The following is an 18,329-nucleotide window of genomic DNA, read 5'->3' on the forward strand; positions in this document are numbered from 1 at the left end:
TGCCGCCCACCCCGGCATCGGCCTCGTCCAGTGGGCGCCGCGGACGGAGGAGGAGACGAGAGGCGGGGGGCGTGCACCAGCACGCGGCTGTGCCCGCCCATCGCGGGTCGGCCGGGATTCACCGGACGCTCCAGCCGATGTCGGCTGTCTCCAGCAGGACCGTGCCCTCGGTGTACAACATGAACGGCACGTCCACGTGTGCCAGGTCCATGCCGACGGCGGACAGCGTAGTGAGCGGCACCGACACGCTGGTCCACCCCCCTGGCGTCGCCTCGCGCAGTATCGGCGCCAGGTTCACGCCGGGCTGGGCCGGATAGTCGTCATGGCAGGCGAGGTAGAGCGGGGCCGACGGCGGCTCCAGCACCCGTACGCGGAAGCGCACATGTGCCCCGGCCTCCAGATGGCCGCGCAGGTCCTCCGGGGTGCCGGTGGGCGACTCCGCGTAAACGAAGGCCGGGTAGCCGGTGAAGCGCAGTCGCAGTCCGAAACCCGTCTCGGCGGGTACCGGGTCCGCGTGCACGATCAGGCACCGTGTCGGCCCGCTCAACGACAGGTCCTCGCGCGACCAAGTGTTGTGGCCGCCGATGCGCAGCCGGTACGGGCTGCCCGCCGCGTCCAGGATGCGCAGTGGACCGTCCGCCGGGGGCGGCGGCGGGACCTGCCGGAACACGTCCAAAGGCAGCGGAGCGGTGTCGGGCACCGGGTCGTGCAGGGAGAGTCCATGGCCGACGGGGAACAGCGGGGTGTGCCGGCCCTCCGGGGACTTCTCCTGCTCGGGGACACGGTAGTCGGGCAGGTGGGGCGGGATGCGGTTGACAGCCGCGGAGTCCCGGGTGCGCGGCCATGACGACGGCAGCCGGCCCTGGAAGTCGTACGCGGGCGCGCCCTCGGCCGGGGCGAACAGGACGTCGGTGATGCCGTCCGCGTACGGGCCGGGCAGCCAGGCCGCGACGAAGGCGTCCGAGAGGTTGATCTCCTCCGTGCAGTACAGGGGCCGGCCGGTGAAGAGGACGCCGATGGCGGGCAATCCGGCGCTCTTCAGCCGGCGCAGCACCTCCACGTCGCGGGCATAGGACAGCTTGAGATCGGCGTAGCCGAGGGAGCGCCACGGTTTGAGGGTGCCGCGCATCTCGGCGTAGGAGTCCTCTCCCATCGCGACCACGGCCACGTCGAAGTCGGCTGGGTCGGCGTGGACCAGGGCCGGGTCGACGGTGCAGCGTTCGCTCCCGACGATCGCGCGGACCGCGTCCGCCAGCGTGACACCGCTGGGCAGGTCGGTGCGGTCCAGGCCGTCGCCTTGCCAGGTCAGTGTCCAGCCGCCGCACTGCTTGCTCAGGTTGTCTGCGCCGCTGCCGGTGACCAGCACCCGCGCGGTGCGAGACAGCGGCAGTGTCCCCGGCGTGTTCTTCAGCAGTACCAGTGACTTGCGGGCCGCCTCCCGGGACAGCGTCCGGTGCTCGGCGCAGCCGACGACCGACGTCGCCGCGCGGGCGAGGGCACGCTTGCGCGGGCGGGGTTTCTCCCACAGCCCGGCGCGCATCTTCACCCGCAGCACGCGCGAGACCGCGTCGTCGATGCGTGCCGGCGGGATGACCCCGTCCCGCACGTATTGGACGGTGGTGCGGTGCACGCTCTGCCAGGCGTCGCGGCCGGAGATCATCAGCACGTCGAGACCGGCGTTGATCGCATAGCCGGCGTCCCCGGCGGAACAGCCGGCCACCTCGGCGTGCGCGTCCCAGTCGCTGATGACGACGCCGTCGAAGCCGAGAGCGTCCTTGAGTACGTCGGTCAGCAGGTAACGGCTGCCGTGCAGCTTGTCGTTGTACGGCTCGCCCGTGTGGGGGCTGTGGTCGTAGTTGGCCTCGTTCGACCAACTGCTGAAGGAGACCATCACGCTCTGGGCGCCGGCCGAGATGCCGGCCAGGAAGCCCTGGGCGTGGATGTCGCGCAGGACGTCCTCGGAACAGCGGGCGGTGCCGCGGTCGCTTCCGTTCTCGGTGCCGCCGTCGGCGATCCAGTGCTTGAGAGTGGCGAGCACCTTCTCATCGGTGCGCAGCGCCGCGCCGTCGCCCTGGAGTCCTTCGACCATGGCGCGGCCGTAGGCGTGCACAAGGGTGGGGTCCTCGCCGTAGCCCTCGTAGTAGCGTCCCCAGTGGCGGTCGCGCGGAGTGGTGACGGTGGGCGCGAAGATCCAGTCCATGCCGGTGGCGGCGACCTCGCGGGCGGTGGCCGCGCCGATCCGCCGGACCAGGTCGGGGTCGCCTGCCGCGCCGAGGCCGAGGTTGTGGGGGAAGATGGTGGCGCCGTGCACGTTGTTGTGTCCGTGGACCGCGTCGGTGGCCCACATGAACGGGATGCGGAAGGGCCGGTCCTTCCAGTGCTCCTCGGCCGCGGTCCAGAAGCCGTCGACTGCGTCCACCCAGTCCTCGACGGTGGCGTGGCGTTCGCCGCCAGGCCAGATGCCGGCGCCGTTGAGCGCGGAGCCGATGCCGTACTCGCGCAGGTCCTCGTGGGTCAGCTCGGCCAGCTCCGGTTGGATCATCTGGCCGACCTTCTCCTCCAGCGTCAGCTGCGCGACGATCTCCGCCACGCGGCGCTCCACCTCTGGGTCGGCCGGGATCGCCGAGGTGAGCCGCAGCCACCGGGTCAGCGGCCGCAGGTCGGACAGCGCGGGAGCCACGGGGTCCGCGGCACTGCCGGCCGCGGACGTCTCGGGGTCTTCCGCCATGGGCGCCCCGGAGGGGCCGGTCACGGTCGTCACTGTCGTCGTCACTCCCCGTCCCCGGTGCGGTGGCCGGTGTCGCCGCCGCCCGGCTCGGTGATCCAGAATTCCTCGGTGCGTGCGGCGAACACCCGCTCCTGGAATGGCCACGGCACGACCGGCCTGGTCTGTCCCGGGGCGTACAGCTCGACCTGGGTGCGGTGTTCGCGGAACGCGGCGTGCTTCTGCGGCACGTATGCCTCGATGTCGTAGGAGACGAGGCGTTCGGAGCCGAAGCCGGGACCGTCGGCCGGCTTGCGGTTGACGAAACCGAACTCCTCCTCGGTGCGCTCGTCCCACACCACGTACCGGTAGATGTCCGGCTCCAGGCCCAGTTCGGCCAGGCAGGACACCACCGTCTCGCCGGTCAGCCGGTGGTCGGCGTTGAGCTCCCGGAACTCGTGCGGCACGTACACCTGGGTGACCGCGCTGTGTTCGCGCAGCAGTTCCAGCACGTCCCGCCGGAACTCCGGCAGGTGTTCGGCGAGCCGGGTGTCGGGGTAGTCCAAAAAGCGCACCGCCTCCTCGCGCACGCCCATCGACTTGCCCGCCATGCGAGCCTCTTGGCGGCGGATCTCGCGCAGTTCCCCGGGGGTCGGGTTCTTGTGGATGTCCAGTACCGCCGAGTGGGACATCGCGCCGTCGGTGGCGAAGACCACGCCCACCTGCGCGCCCTCGGCGACGTGTCGGGCGGTGGTGCCGCCGCAGGCGATCACCTCGTCGTCCGGGTGTGGCGAGAACACCAGGATCCGGGGCGCGTCACGGCGTGCCTCGCGGTCCTTCCACATCCACATGCCGAGCAGGGGCGGGGTCATGGGCTCACCTTCCAACGGTGTGGCGGCGGCGCGTTCCACGTCCGTCTGGTCGATGGGGCGGATCACCGAGCCGAACGCGTCGGTCACCTCGCCCTCGGCCAGTCCGCGTGAGCGCAGGATGTCTTCGATCTCGTGGAAGTGGTTGCCGGGCACCAGACGGGCGACCGGGGTGTCGAACTTGGCGGCGAAGTAGCGGTAGTTGTGAGCGGCCGAGCGCATGTTGGACTCGTAGTTCTTGGGGTGCGGCACGTGCAGCGCGGCGGCGTCGCGCTGCAGCACGAAGCGCGAGCCGGCCGTGCGCAGCCGGTAGCCGAGGTCGACATCCTCGGCACCCCAGGAGCGGTACGCCTCGTCGAAGCCGCCGGTCTTCCGCAGCAGCGCGGTGGGGGCCGAGGCGTTGCAGGTCCACCACATCAGCCAGGGTGCCGTCAGGGTGTCCAGATCCTCGCCGTAGCGCTCGTAGTAGTCCTCGCGGATGTCCGGCCACCGGCCCTCCGTGGTGAATCGCGCGAAGGAGGCGTCGGGGTCGGCGAAGTCGAGGGCGTCGAGGATCTCTTGGCCGTCCTCGTTGTCCTCGTTGAAGCACAAGACGTAGCCGACGACCGCGGTGGGGCCGTCCGTGTCCCGGTGCGCGGCGAGGTGGGCGGCGAGCGCGCCGGAGTGCAGGATCACCCCGGAGTCGACGAACACGCAGAGGTCGGCGCGGGCGTGCTCGATGCCGAGGTTGCGGGCCCTGGCGACTCGGTAGCCCTCGTCCGCCTGGTGGTACCAGCGGATGTCGAGCCGGTCGCGGTAGCCGCTGACGACGTCCTCGGTGTCGTCGGTGGAGCCGTCGTCCGCGACCACCACCTCGAAGCCGTCGCCGGCGGCGAGCTGCTGGCGGCACAGTGATTCCAGTGTGTGCCGCAGCAGTCCGCTGCGGTTGTAGGTGGGCACGATGACGGTGCAGGCGGGCTGTGACGTGGTCACGCGGCTCTCCCTTCGAGAGGGTGGGTGGCGTCCGTGGAGGGGCGGGGGGCGGGGGCGGGGCGCAGGAACAGCACCAGCAGCCCGGCCAGCGCGGTCAGGCCGGCGCACACCCAGAACACCTGGCGGTAGCCGGTCCAGGTGGCGACGGTGCCGACGGTCAGGCCGCCGAGGAACATGCCGGCCTTGAAGGCGCTGGAGTACAGGGCCGACGCGGTGCCCGGCCGGCCGGGCAGGCTGTCCTGGAGCGCCACTACGGGGACGTTGAAGGCGACGGCCACCCAGGCGGCGTTCAGGGGCTGCGCCGCCACCAGCAGCGGAAGGCTCCGGAGGAACGGCAGCAGTGCGAAGAAGAGGGTGGCGCAGACGGTGGCCGTGATCATTAGCCGTCTTTTGCCGAGACGGTCCGCCCAGACGCCGGCCAGCACCAGCAGCGGAATCTCCAGGACAGCGCTTACCCCGAGCATCAGGCCGGCGGTCTGCGCGTTCATGTGCAGTTCGTCGGTGACGTACAGGGGCAGGTTGATCTGGTACATCGCGTTGGCGCCGAGCAACAGTACGACGGAGCCGAGGAGGATCATCGTGTGCAGTCCGACGCCGGCGAACATGCCCAGCAGTCCGGGCGGCTGCTCCTCGTCGCCGGGTCTGTCGGTCGCCGGGGGGACCGGCGGCGCCCCGGCGACCTGTGTGTCGGGGCGCGGCAGTCCCCACTGGCACAGCAGCGCGGCCATCACCGACAAGGCGGCCGTCGCGGCGTACAGCACGGTAAACGACCACTGGGCGATCGTCCAGAAGGCGAGTGGCGGTCCCACCACCCAGGCCAGGGAGGTGACCGAGCGCAGGAAGCCGTTGAAGAACGGGGCGTCCACGCCCCGCGCGTCCGCGAGTTCACGGGTGTAGGCGAAGAGCTGGCCGAAGCAGGCGCCGCCCAGGCCGAAGCAGACGATGCCGGTCAGCAGCAGCGCATAGTAGTCGCGCAGGAACGTGTAGCCCAGTGCGCCGACGGCGTTGAGCAGGGCGGTCGCCACCAGGATCGTCCGGCGGTCGCGCAGCCGGTCGGAGACCGCGCCCACCACCATGTCAGTGCCGATCTCGGCGATCGAGCGGGCGGCGAAGAACAGCCCGACCATCAGGGGCGTCGCGGCGGCTGCCTCGGTCAGGAAGAGGCTGGTGGTGGGCACCACGAACGCACCGACCAGGCCGATCGCCCCGCTGACGGCGATGAGGTCGCGCACTGCAGGGTCGGTGACAAGCCGCCATCGGCTCACCGCCGTCCCCGGTTCGGTCGCGGTCCGCTCCTTCACTCCGCCGTGCCTTCGGCGGACCCGGCGGTGCGGGTGGCGCGCTGCCGGTAGGGCAGCCACGGGGCGAGTTCCCTGCCGGCGGGCACCCCTGCGGCGGCGGCGAGGTCGGCCCCGTCGACCTCGCCTCGGGCCAGCAGGTCCCGCCGGGTGACCTCGGGCAGCGCGGCCAGGACGCGGTGGCGCACACCGGTGAGGTCCAGGCGCCCGTCGTGCGCGGCGGGCACCGCGCTCCCCTGGCCCTGCCGCAGGCAGGCGGGGTCGACCTGGTGGGAGACGAGCGTCCAGTAGGCGCGGAAGTGCACCGCCGGGTCGGGCAGCGAGCCGCTGAGCAGGCCCAGGCGAATCGTCTCCAGCCAGCAGTCGAGGTAACGCCGGTCGTACAGCGCGGACATGTGGCGGGCGCACCACTCCGCGCGTTCGACGGGTCCGGGCAGTGTGGTCTTGCCGCCGAGCACGCTGAGCACCCAGCCGCCGACCGCCTCGAAGTACGGGCAAGCGGTGCCGAACGCCTCGGTGTCGACGGGGGTGTTGATCACGGCCAGGGTCGGGTCGTGCCGCCAGAAGTGGTGTTCGTACAGGTCCTCGCGGCGCAGTCCGTCGATGAAGCCGTAGTCCGGCGGTTCGTAGCCGAGACAGAGCACCACCGCGTCGTAGCGGTCGGTGGTCCCGTCGGCGAGGACGGCGAGCCCGTCGTCGGTGAACCACTTGAAGGCGGCGACGGGATGCACCCCTCCGGCCGACACTGCGGGCACGATTTTCTCGTTGACGTGCACGGACCCGTGGAAGCCCTGCTCCGGCAGCAGTCCGGTGGCCCGGTACATGCCCATGTAGTCGGGCAGCCACTCCGTCAGCCAGTCCAGGTATTCGGCGTAGGGCACGTCCTCGATGGCGACCCGGCCGGCGTAGGAGAACAGAGCGTCGTTGTAGACGCCGCCGATGTCGCGGGGCAGGAACAGCTGCCTGCTGCGCACGGACCAGTCCACCCGGGCGGCGTGCGGGGCCAGGTCGGCGGCGATGTCGGCGCCGCTCACCCCGCCCCCCACGACCAGCACCCGCTGTCCGGTGAAGTCGGCGGCGCCGCGGTACTCAGGGGAGGTGAGCACCCGAACCCCGGTGCCGGGCGCGGGCAGCCCTCCCTCCGGGAGCCGGGGCTGCCACAGCTCGCCGTTGGCGACCAGCACGGCGTCGACGCGTACCTGCTCCTCCTCGCCCGTCGCCCGGCGGGCCGTCACTGCCCACTCGTCACCCTCCTTGGCGACTGCGACCACCTCGTGGCCGAACCGCACCGTTTCGAGCAGGCCGAAGCGCGTCGCGTACGAGCGCAGGTACGCCTGCACCTCAGTGAGTTCGGGGAAGTCGGCGGCGAAGCCCGGAGGGTGGTCGGTGAACGGCATACTCATCCTGGAGCTCTGCATCCGGACCCCCGCGTAGGCGCCGCCTGACGCCGGATTCCAGATGCCTCCGAGATCCTGGTGCTTCTCGAAGCAGACCACGTCGTGGCCATCGGCGAGAGCCTGCTTGACGCAGGTCAGACCTGCGGCACCGGCTCCGATCAGGGCTAAGCGCATACGGGCTCCTGGCCTTGTCGCTGGGGCGTTCGCGATGCCCGGGAGGGCGGGGACTGCGGGTGTGCGGCGAGTGAGGACGGGCCGTCAGATGAAGGGGTCGAAGTCGTCGTCCAGGTCGTCCGGCGCGGGACGATGCGGAAGCAGGGCGATCTCCTGGTTGGTGCCGTGCCGGGCGCAGACAAAGCGGCAGTCCTCGCTGGGGTCGATCACCGTCGTGTCGGCTGCCGCCCACATCTCGGCGAAGGTCGTCTGCGAGATGTCGCCGATCCGGCCCTTGGGGTTCCCTCGGTGGTAGGGGCAGACGAAGACGCCGGTGGGCGTGATGGTGGTGCGCAGTTCGGTGACAGCGCAGGTTCGGTAGTCCTTGGGCTGCACCGGGTCGGAACCGTGGCGCACGGCCTGCCAGTTGGAGGAGTGCAGGATGTGGAAGGAGTCGTCCTGCAGCTCCCGCAGCCGGGCGACTTGCGTTTCGACGAGCTCGATGTCCCCGGCGGACTGGTTGACCGTGTAGTGGTCCTCGTCCAGCATCGCCTTGACTTCGAAGTAGTCGCAGCCGATCTCCCGGGCGAGCACGCCGGCCTGGTAGATCTCGTCGTAGTTGCTGGCGGTGACCTTCCCGTCCTCGTCGAAGCGCTGCATGAGCAGGAACGAGTAGCCGAGCCTGCCCCGCTTGCGTGAGGCGAGCAGCCGCATGTTGTCGATGACCTGCGGGAAAGCGCTGTGCTTGCCGCGGCTGGGGCGGAAGGTCTGGAAGGTTTCGGCGCTGCCGGCGTCCACCGAGACCCGAACCCAGGAGAGCATGGTGGACAGCTCGTCGATGTGCCGGTGGATCTGGGTGCCGTTGGTGACCAGGCCGAGCTGGATGCCGGCGCCGTGCAGCACCTCGATGATCTCGCCGATGGCGCGGTGCAGCAGCGGCTCGCCGCCGCCAATAAGGATCACCGCGCGGACCTCCGATTCGGCCAGCTCGTGGGCGAGCCGGACGATGCGGTCCTTGCCTATCTGGCCATGGTGCAGCACCTGGGAGCTGATGCACTCGGGGCAGGCGAGGTCGCAGACGGTCGTCGGGTCGAGGTCGACGACGAGCGGCGAGGACAGTCGTTTGCCGCTGGCGACGTCGAAGGCGCCGGGGTAGATGGAACGCTGGTAGAGCTTGCCGACGAGGTCGAGGTTGCGCTCCACGAAGAGGGTGCCGAGAGCGGCTTCGGGCTGAGCGACGGGCGGTGCGGATGTGCGATCGGGCATGCGTGCAGTCACTTTCCGGTGCATACGGGCGAAGGACGGCGACGCACACGCGAGAGCGTGTGCGCAGGGCGCGGATCGGAGAGGCGGCGAGGGCCGAGCGGATCGTTCGACTGGGGAAGCAGCAGTTACGCATGGGGCCTTGGGAGCGCTCCCAAGATCGTCATAGAAACGGCGTCGGCGTGTCAACAGTCTTCTTCGAACTAAGTTGCGTGATGGGCTAGTTGGCTTGAATCAGCACTGTTTGGGAGCTTGCCCAACCGGGTAAGGGCGCACGCGTCGTCACGGTGGTCGGCCACCTCTCTTCCGCGGTCGCCCGGGTCCGGCCGGACCGCGCGGCGCATGGCGGGCCGGCACGCCGCTCCGGGCGGATGGCCGACCAGAAACGGCCGTTCGAAACCCGTGCCAGGTCAGCGGGGAGCACGACCCTCCGGCCGAGGGAACCGCCGCCGGCCGGGCCGAGCCTCGCACAGCGACTACGCCGTCCCGCCGGCGCACGCATCGGCGGGACGGGACATGGCCGACGGGGCAGGTGGCTCAGAACGGGCAGGCACCGCCGTCAAGGCGGACAGGCCGTGATTTTCGGTCAGCCGGGAACGATTGACCGGACGGAAAAGCAATCCGTCATTAATGTCACGGTATTTTCGTGAGCGTTTTCACCGGTCGCCCTTCACCACCGGATACGAAAAAGCAGACATTACCGCCGCACGCCGGGACATGTGTCGTACATCATGAAGTACAGGTTGGCCGAATCATTACCGGCCTCGCCTGCGAAGGAAAGACGGGGGCGGGCAACCGCGGCCGCTCGGAGGATGTGACCCCCGGTGCGCGATAACCGCACGAGGGAGCGTCTCGGAAACTCGGTGTGTGCCAAGAGGTTTCAGGCTTTTCGGGCGCGGCGTGGCCGTTCGCTGTCGCTGTCCGGTGGTCCGGATCTGGGGGTGGGAATGTGGGCCTTGGTGGTATGCGGGGGGGGTGGAAGCCGGTCCGCTCGGCGGCGTCAGTACGCCGTCGGAGGTTCCGTGCGGGAGCCGCCCGCGCCGTGCCGGCGGAAGCTTCGGGCGAGTGGGGCGGGTACCAGGCACCCGCCCAAGACGGGCTGGTGCCTTCCCGGCCTGCCACGCCGGACACCGCACCCACCCCGGCGGGGGGTGGTCGCGGGGAGCGTACGCACGTCGGGCCTGCGGCGGGAAGTCACCGCCACCGCGCTGACCGGAGCGGGCGCTGAGTGGTTGCCCGAGGGCGCGTGAGCTGCGCCGCCGGTGGGGGTCGGCCGCGCTCTGCCGGGGGTGGGGCCGGCCTTGCCCGAGGTGGGTCCTGGGGCCGCGCGGGCAGGGCGGGGCCGTGGCGGTCGGCGGGTGCGGCGCAGGCGGCGGTGGCCTGCTCAGGTCGACATACCGGGCGGACGGTACCTCACAGGTGGCGCGTTCGGCGCCGGTGGCGCGGCCGGTGGCGCGTTCGGTCACACGGTTGGGAGCGGACGAGCAGGTCGCGTGCGCCGATTGGGCGGGCTGCCGCATGGTCGCGGTCCATCGACGGACCGCACTGGGCGCACTGCGCCCACTTCCAGCCGTGCAGCCGTGCTTCAGCACCGGCAGGACCCCCGGCCTCCGCGGAAAGCTCCTCGGACCACGACACCGCACCGGGAAACGGAAAGCGGCCCAGCGACATTCACCGCCTTCCCGGGTTCCGTCCGCGCGCCACGGACGGGTCCGGTCCGGGAAACGGCGCTTCGATATATCGCGGTGAAAGGCCGTCGGAAAGAACGAACAGTGCCCTGCCGGGTTGACAGCGCGGGATTTCGTCCGCCGGTGGCAGAATGTCTTCCGCGTTTCCATGACCCTTGCACCTGCCCTCTCCGTGGAGGAATGCAACCGGCCTTTGGAAGCGGGCGATACGCGACCGCGGGGGCAGGCTGCCCCCGGTCCGCTGCCGGAAAATAGCTTGCTGGTTCCGGTCTTGACCTCACAGGTCGGCGAGTCGCCCACCCAGCTGTCGTTCTTCTGCGAGCTCTGCCCTTCGGCCGTCAGGCGCTCTCGAACAAGCCCGTGACGGAGCCTTCCTGGAAGATCTCGCGGATGGCGCGCGCGAGCATCGGGGCGATGGAGAGCACCGTCAGTTTGTCCAGGTCCAGGGCGACCGGGTCGGGCAGGGTGTCAGTGAAGACGAACTCACTGACCCGCGAGTTCTTCAGCCGGTCGACGGCCGGCCCGGAGAGCACGCCGTGCGTGGCGGTCACGACGACGTCCTCGGCGCCGTGGGCGAACAGCGCGCGTCGGCCGCGGCGCAGATCGTGCCGCCGGTGTCGACCATGTCGTCCACCAGCACGCAAACCCGGCCGCGCACGTCGCCCACCACCTCGTGCACCGTGACCTGGTGGGCCACCTCCTTGTCACGGCGCTTGTGCACGATCGCCAGGGGCGCCCCCAGCCGGTCACACCACCGGTCCGCCACCCGCACTCGTCCGGCGTCCGGCGTCCGGCGTCCGGCGAGACCACGGTCAGCCGGGCCGGGTCGAAGCGCGCGGCGACGTGGTCGGCGAGGGTGGGAAGCGCGAAGAGGTGGTCGACGGGGCCGTCGAAGAAGCCCTGGATCTGGTCGGTGTGCAGATCCACCGCGAGGATGCGGTCGGCACCCGCGGTGCGCACCAGGTCGGCGACGAGCCGCGCGGAGATCGGTTCACGGCCCAGGTGCTTCTTGTCCTGCCGTGTGTAGCCGTAGAAGGGGGTGATGAGCGTGACGGTGCGTGCCGACGCCCGCTTCAGGGCGTCCACCATGATGAGCTGCTCCATGATCCACTTGTTCGGGGCCGGTGTGACTCTGAATCAGGAAGCAGTCGGCACCGCGGACGGACTCCTCGTAGCGGACGTAGATCTCGCCGTTGGCGAAGTCACGGATGGTGGTGGGGACGATGTGCACGCCCAGTTCTCGCGCGACGTCCTCAGCGAGCGTGGGGTGGGCGCGGCCGGAGAAGAGCATCAGCTTTCGCTGTCCGGTCGTGAAGCCGGTCACGGCAGAGGTCTCCTAACGGTGCGGCACCGCGGTGACGCGGTACGGAGGGGGGGTCGACGCCGTGCGAGCGCAGGGGGGACCCAGTCCCGTCCGGCCCCGGAGGGGGAACGAGCGCCGGGGGGCCGTCGGTCGACCGGCGGGGTGAGAACGCGCGGCGGCCACCCGCGCCGTGGGGGCGCCGGGCGTGTGGTCCGCAGCCCGCCGCCGGGCCCGGCCCACCGGCCGCACAGCACCAAGCATCTCCCGGTGTCCCCCGGGTTACTCCTCCCGCCTTCGACCGGCCGGCGCACCCCGGTGCCGAATCCCGCGGTCGCCAACGACCATGCCGTTGCGCTACCGTGTCATCGCAGCACGCTAGTAGCCGCGGTATGGCGGGAGCGCTCCCACTACTGCGGGACGTCGACCGGGTCCTCATTCGGACGGTGTTTCCAGGGCTTCCGCGTCGACGAATTCACGGATCGCGAAGCCGGCCTGGAAACGCGTCTCGGAATCAAAACGCTGCATAATCTCGGATATGTGCTTGCGGCAGGTGCGCAGTGATATCGCGAGGCGCCGCGCGATCATGTCGTCGCGCATACCGTCAGCCAGCATCCTGATAATCGACCGCTGCACGCCCTCGGCCAGAGCGCCGTTTCCCACGCTCGACCGGAAAGGCGTTCCGTGAGTCCATGCCGCGTCGAAAACACGGCAGAGGAAACGCACCGTCAAAGGCTGGGTCACCACGGTCGCGCCCTCCGGCGCCTCCGCGTCCGCCAGGAAGGCGACAGAGCGGTCGAAGGCGATGAAACGGGGCGGCAGGTCCGCTAGGGTGCGCACCTGCGCGCCGTGGCCCACCGCCTTCTCCACGTACGCCTGGGTGGGCCGGTCACGCCGGGCCGCGTGCTGGTAGAGCACCTTCATGCGTACGCCCCGGCCCAGCATCGCCAGGTCGCGGTCGACCACCTCCCGCAGCAGTTGCGCCGGCCGCCCGCCGCCGGGCTGGCAGGTCAGCACCTCTTCCACGCAGGCCGAAGCGGCCTCCTCGATCAGTTCGTTGACCGTGCCGGTGTCCGGGATGCGCAGCGGTCCGTCGCCGTCCCCGCCCTCCAGGGTGAGCGTCTGGAACAGCGCCCGCAGGCCGGCCGCACCCCGCCGCACCGCCCCGAGGGAGTCCAGCGCCTCCCGCAGCGAGTGCTCCATGCCGCCGGTGAGCAGCCCGAAGGCCAGCTCGACGGGTACCGCCTCCATCCGCTTGTCCGGGGCCTCGACGGGGACTCCCGCACCGCCGACGGTACGCAGCAGATGAAGAGATCGTAAATTTTCCAGGACTTCTTCCGCCTCTTTCACCGAAATGCCGAGTTCCTGAGCGGCGTCCCGGCCGTCAATGCCGCCTCTCCGTCGGGCCCGCTCGTATACCTGCGCCCCGATGCGCTCCAGTTTCCCGTCCCCAGAATCCAGTATCGACATCCTTCGCCTTCCGTGAGGGCATTTGCTGCATGCATCAAGATGCAGTCACGATCACTGTACATTCACTTGCGGCGGCACCGATGATCTGTAGGACATCGGTCGATCAAAGGGTCTCCTCAATGCGCGTTCCCTGCCGTTTGCAAAGCGAATTCCCTGACTCGTATGACACCGCCTGGGGTGGCCGGCCGGAAGACACTCCCCGGCCCGGCACCGCACCCGCCACCGGCCAGTAGTCCGCGCCGCCCGCGCCCGGAGCGCCCGTGCCGCGCTCCGTACCGGCGTCGGCAGCACCCCCGGCGACTGACCGGTACACCGACCAGTAAACAGCGCGACACGGACGTGACCCGCGGAACCTCCGCCCCGGGCCCCTCGCAACGATGCGGGCGCCGCCCCCCGGGCAGGCCCCGGCCGCGCAGGAGAGGGCAGACCCCCGCTGCGGCGTCCGCCCTCTCCTGCGCGGCAGGCGCGAGGAGCGCCCTCCCCCCACGGCAACGACGCCGTGCCTGCGCGAGGCTCCCACGGACTGCCGCGCCCCCCACACGACACATTCCACCGAAGAGGTGTTGCATGTCCCGCTTGTACGCTTCCCCGAGCCCGGTCCGAAGCCGACGGAGATCGCCTCAGACCGCCAGGCACCTGTACCTGTCCCCCGCCCACACCGCCCCGGCCGGCGCGTGGTGAGCCGCGTCGTCGTGACCGGGGCCGCCGGGATGCTCGGCACCGCCCTGGTCGACCGCTTCGTCCGGGACGGCCGTCAGGTCGTCGGCCTGGACCTGGTCCCGCCCGCCGCCGCCCACCCGGACGTGGAGTGGATCGAGGGCGACATCCGGGACCCCACCGCCGTCGGCAAGGCGGTACGGGGAGCCGATCTGGTCCTGCACAGCGCGACCGCGTTGCCCACGTACGCCGAGCACGAGATCCATTCCATCAACGTGGACGGCGCACGCACCCTGCTCACCGGGTGCCGGGAGGCGGACGTGCCCCGCGTCATCCACCTGTCCTCCGCCGCGGTGTACGGCGTGCCCGGGACCGTGCCGACGCCGGAGACGCACCCGCCAGGGCCCTGTGATCCCTACAGCCGCTCCAAGGCCGCGGCGGAGGAGGTCGTGGCCGAGTTCCGCGCGGCCGGCATGGTGATACCGGTGTTGCGCGCCAAGACCTTCGTCGGCCCCGGCAGGCTCGGCCTGTTCGCCATGCTCTTCGAATGGGCGGACGAGGGCCACAACTTCCCCATGCTGGGCGGTGGTGACGTGCGCTCCCAGATGCTCGACGTGGACGACCTGGTCGACGCGGTCACCGCCGCCGCGGTCCACCCGGACGACAACGCTGTCAACACGGCGTTCAACATCGCCGCCACCGAGTTCCGCACGCTGCGCCAGGACTTCCAGTCCGTGCTCGACGCTGCGGGCCACGGCAAGCGCGTGGTCGCCCTCCCGACCGCACCCGCCGTGGGCGTGCTCAAGGCGCTCAGCCGCACAGGGCTTTCCCCCGTCTACGGCAGGCTGCTGCAGAAACTCCAGGTGGACAGTTACGTCTCCACCGAGCGCGCGGCCGAGGCCCTCGCCTTCCGTCCCAGGTACTCCAACCGCGAGGCGCTGCTGCGCACCTTCGCATGGTGGCGGCGCGAGCACGCCCGCGGCCAGGGCGCTCCGACCGGGCGGACCAGCCGTGCGCCCTGGAAACAGGGCGCCCTCTCCCTCGGCAAGGCGTTGTTCTGATGACACCCGGCCGCCGCGGATTCCCTCCCGCGCCGCGCCCGCCGACGCCTCCTCCCTCCCGGACCACCGTTCACGACGCGCCTCCCACTTCTAGGAGAGCCATGTCCGTTGCGGATTCCGCCCCCCGCCCCTCTGCCACCGAGGGCGCCGCACCTTCACGCCTCACCGTCGGCGCACCGCCGGGCGCCGTGTCCGCGCCGCCCGCGCCGCAGCTGCCGCCGCCCCATCCCTTGCCGTACCGGCGGGGACCGGTACGCGCCCTCGTCGCGCTCGCCCGGCCCAAGCACTGGGTGAAGAACATCTTCGTCATCGCCCTGCCGGTGCTGCTCACCGGGACGGTGACCCCGTCGGCGCTGCGTGCCGTGGGCGTCGCCGTCGCCCTGTTCATCACCGCGTCGGCGAGCGTGTACGTGCTCAACGACCTGGTGGACCGCGAGCGCGACCGGCTGCACCCCGTCAAGCGCCACCGCCCGCTCGCCGCAGGTGAGTTGAGCGCCCGGTCCGCGTGCCTGGCGCTCGGTGTGCTGCTCGCCGTGCTGGCCGCCGGGGTGCTGCTCGGCGGCGTGGACCGGTACTGGCCAGTGCCGGTCTACCTCGCCCTCAACGTCGCCTACAGCTTCCGCCTCAAGCACCTGCCGATCGTCGACGTGTTCGCCCTCGCCGGCGGGTTCGTACTGCGGGCCGCCGAGGGTTACCTGGCGCCGGGCCTGACCCCGTCCGCCTGGCTGCTGATGTGCGTCTTCACGCTCTGCCTGGTGCTCGCCCTGGGCAAGCGGCGACGCGAACTGAGCGAGAGCGGCAGCTCGCACCGCCCGGCGCTGACCGGCTACACGACCCAACTGCTCGACTACATGGTGGTGGTCAGCGCCAGCCTCTCGGTGATGATCTACGTCGTCCATCTGTTCGTCCCGCCGTCCCACCCGGCCGCGATAGTCCTGATCCTGGTGACGGTACCGTGCGCGATCTTCGCGCTCTTCCGCTACCTCCAGGTCGTCCTCGTCCACGGCGGTGGCGGCGACCCGGTCCGGATGCTGCTCAGCGACCGGGTGCTGATGGCCGTGGGACTGCTGTGGGCCGTACTGATCGTGCTGCTGCCCGCCCCGGCCTGACGACGGCAGGCCGTCCGCCCCGCACCGACCACCGCCTCCGAGAAAGGCACCGCCATGTCCGGCGCACCGCTGGTGTCAGTGATCATCCCGAACTACAACTACAGCCGCACCCTGGGCCTGTCCATCCGCTCCGCGCTCGAGCAGGACTATCCGCACAAGGAGATCATCGTCGTCGACGACTGCAGTACCGACGACTCCCTGGCCACCGCTCAGGCGATACCCGGCATCACCGTGCTGAGCACGCCGGCCAACGGCGGCTCCGCGGTCGCCCGCAACCTCGGCGTCGAGCACGCCGCTGGCGAGATCCTGATGTTCCTCGACTCCGACGTCGCCCTCGCCCAGGGCGCGATCACCGAGGCCGTGGAGCAGTTGCTGGCCGACCCAGAGCTGGGCGCGGTCTGCGGCATGTACGAACCTGAACCGCTCATCCGTGACAGCCTGGTGGAGGAGGCCCGTTGCCTCCAGGCCTACTACTGGCGCTACGACTCCGAGGGCTCGGTCAGCTTCCTCATCTCCGCCATCTGCGCGACGCGCGCCGAGGTCTTCCACGAGATCGGCGGCTTCAACCCGCAGCTCCGGCAGACCGAGGAGGTCGACTTCGGCGAACGGCTGTCCCAGCGCTACGAGATACGGCTGACCAACCGCATGCGCGGCGCGCACGACGACGACCACGAACTGTCCGCCCTGATCCGCAAGATGTTCGTGCGGGGCCGGTTGCGCGTGCCGCTGTACGCCCAGCGCAGGCGGCACGCCGAGGGGTTCGAGACCATGGCACGGTCCTGGGCCGCGCTGCTCAGTCTGGTCGCCGTCCTGCTGTTGTGCGCACCGCTGCTGCTCGGACCGCTCGGCTGGCTGCTGCCTGCCGCGGCGCTCACCGCGGTCGTCCTCTGCGACCTGGGAATGTACGCCTTCGTCGCGCGGCGCAAGGGCCTGCTGTTCATGTCCGCGTTCTTCGGCGTGATGCTGGTCTTCAACGTCACCGTGGCCACCGCCGTCCTCTTCGGCGTGGTGCACTGGCTGCTCTCCCCGGGATTCCGCCGGCTCTACGAGCGTGAGCCACGCGCCGATACCGCCGGCCCGGCACCGTGTGTGCCGGCGCCGCGGCGCGAGGCGAAGGACGAGACCGGTGGGATGCTCCTGCCATGACCGGGTACCTCAGCGCCGGCGGCGGCCCGACGGCAGACTCCCGCCCCTCGGTCGGCCCGCAGCGGCCGTCCGACACCGACCGCCCCGGACCGGTCCGGCGTGCCGCCCAGCTGCTCGGCCGGGTGCGGTGGCTGTGGGCGGCGACCTGGCTCTGGCTGGCCGTGGCCCTGGTCCACCTGGTGCTGTCGGGCCGCTGGTGGCTGATGCTCGTACCGGATCTGGCACCACCGCTGGTGTACGCGGCCGTACCGCTGCTGCTGGTGGCGGCCGCCGTCGCCGGCCGGCTGCGGCGGACCGCGCCCCCGCGCCGGGTCACCTGGACGACCGTGGCCGGCGCCGTCGCCGCCCTCGTCCTCGGCTGGAATTCCTGCGGGGCGCAGTGGGGCGTGCTCTTCCACGACTCCCCGTCCGGCACCCCCGATCTGCGGGTCGTCTCCTGGAACACCCGGTTCTGGGCCGGCGACACCGACCGGGCGGTGTTCTACCGCACCATCCGGGAGCGGAGGGCGGACGTCTACCTCCTCCAGGAGTACATCACCACGCACGACAACGGGGCGACGGCCGAACCCATCGACGAACTCGCCCAACTGCGGGCCAACTTCCCCGGTTACCACATCGTCGTCCGCGGCGAGCTGGTCACCCTCTCCCGGCTGCCCGTGGTGTCCGCACACAGCATCGGGCCCGGCGCCGGTGTGGAGCACGGGCAGCCGCCATGGCAGACCGAGTTCGACAAGGAGAAGGTGCTGCGCACCGACGTCCGGGTCGGCGGACACACCGTGTCGCTGTACAACGTGCACGTCCCGGTCCAGATCAACATGGGCGTCAGCCCGCTGGGCAGCCGGCTGTACCGGATGATGCACGCCAACGAACGTGCGCGTAAGGCCCAGTTCGAGGGCCTGGCAGACGACCTGCGCGCCAACGCCCTGCCGACCGTGGTGGCCGGTGACTTCAACACCAGCCCGGCCATGGGAGACCTGCACACCCTGCGCGGCAGGATGCGGGACGCCGCCGACGCCGGGGACAGCCTCTTTCCGGCCTCCTGGGGCCACCTGTGGCGGCTCGACTGGGCCTTCCTCAGCGGCTCCATCGCAGCCGACCACTACCGCATCGACCCGATGGGCGGGATCTCCGATCACCGGGCGCAGATCATGTCGTTCACCCTCTGACGGCCCGGCCGGACGGCGGCCCCTGTCCGGCCGCCGTCCCGCGGCTCGTGGACCTCTGAACCGAAAGGCCCAGCCT

Annotated in this window: 10 protein-coding genes and 1 pseudogene; 4 read left to right on the forward strand and 7 right to left on the reverse strand. The window is 70.8% G+C overall.

Annotated features, from left to right (window positions below; all coding sequences use genetic code 11):
• Positions 1–118 precede the first annotated feature (118 nt).
• The 7 genes and pseudogenes from OG452_RS07165 to OG452_RS07195 form a co-directional block, all read right to left on the reverse strand.
• Entirely contained in the window at positions 119–2,752 is a 2,634-nt protein-coding gene (locus OG452_RS07165; protein WP_327294781.1) for a glycoside hydrolase family 3 protein, read from the reverse strand.
• Positions 2,753–2,769: 17 nt separating this feature from the next.
• The gene (locus tag OG452_RS07170; protein WP_327294783.1) at positions 2,770–4,545 is read right to left on the reverse strand and encodes a PIG-L family deacetylase; all 1,776 of its coding nucleotides are present in this window, start codon (positions 4,543–4,545) and stop codon (positions 2,770–2,772) included.
• Entirely contained in the window at positions 4,542–5,846 is a 1,305-nt protein-coding gene (locus OG452_RS07175) for a sugar efflux transporter (protein ID WP_327294784.1), read from the reverse strand. The genes OG452_RS07170 and OG452_RS07175 overlap by 4 nt, the downstream gene beginning before the upstream one ends.
• Positions 5,843–7,414: an FAD-dependent oxidoreductase gene (locus tag OG452_RS07180; RefSeq protein WP_327294785.1), complete on the reverse strand. Its 1,572-nt coding sequence runs from the start codon at positions 7,412–7,414 to the stop codon at positions 5,843–5,845. The genes OG452_RS07175 and OG452_RS07180 overlap by 4 nt, the downstream gene beginning before the upstream one ends.
• A gap of 84 nt (positions 7,415–7,498) precedes the next feature.
• Entirely contained in the window at positions 7,499–8,659 is a 1,161-nt protein-coding gene (locus tag OG452_RS07185; RefSeq protein WP_327294786.1) for a radical SAM protein, read from the reverse strand.
• Between the two features lie 2,023 nt (positions 8,660–10,682).
• A pseudogene (locus tag OG452_RS07190) lies at positions 10,683–11,668 on the reverse strand (ribose-phosphate diphosphokinase).
• 411 nt (positions 11,669–12,079) lie between these two features.
• Complete coding sequence (locus OG452_RS07195) at positions 12,080–13,114, reverse strand: helix-turn-helix transcriptional regulator (protein WP_327294787.1); 1,035 nt, start codon at positions 13,112–13,114, stop codon at positions 12,080–12,082.
• 674 nt (positions 13,115–13,788) lie between these two features.
• On the opposite strand from OG452_RS07195, the gene OG452_RS07200 reads away from it, so the two are divergent.
• The 4 genes from OG452_RS07200 (at position 13,789) to OG452_RS07215 (ending at position 18,253) form a co-directional block, all read left to right on the forward strand.
• Positions 13,789–14,832: an NAD-dependent epimerase/dehydratase family protein gene (locus tag OG452_RS07200; protein ID WP_327294788.1), complete on the forward strand. Its 1,044-nt coding sequence runs from the start codon at positions 13,789–13,791 to the stop codon at positions 14,830–14,832.
• 101 nt (positions 14,833–14,933) lie between these two features.
• Positions 14,934–15,941 carry a UbiA prenyltransferase family protein gene (locus OG452_RS07205; RefSeq protein WP_327294789.1) on the forward strand — a complete coding sequence of 336 codons (1,008 nt, stop codon included), beginning with the start codon at positions 14,934–14,936 and terminating at the stop codon, positions 15,939–15,941.
• Positions 15,942–15,995: 54 nt separating this feature from the next.
• Positions 15,996–17,087 (forward strand): glycosyltransferase, encoded by a 1,092-nt coding sequence (locus OG452_RS07210; protein WP_327294790.1) that lies wholly within the window; start codon positions 15,996–15,998, stop codon positions 17,085–17,087.
• Complete coding sequence (locus OG452_RS07215) at positions 17,084–18,253, forward strand: endonuclease/exonuclease/phosphatase family protein (protein WP_327294791.1); 1,170 nt, start codon at positions 17,084–17,086, stop codon at positions 18,251–18,253. The genes OG452_RS07210 and OG452_RS07215 overlap by 4 nt, the downstream gene beginning before the upstream one ends.
• Positions 18,254–18,329 lie beyond the last annotated feature (76 nt).

It is taken from the genome of Streptomyces sp. NBC_01197 (assembly GCF_036010505.1).
GTDB lineage: Bacteria > Actinomycetota > Actinomycetes > Streptomycetales > Streptomycetaceae > Streptomyces.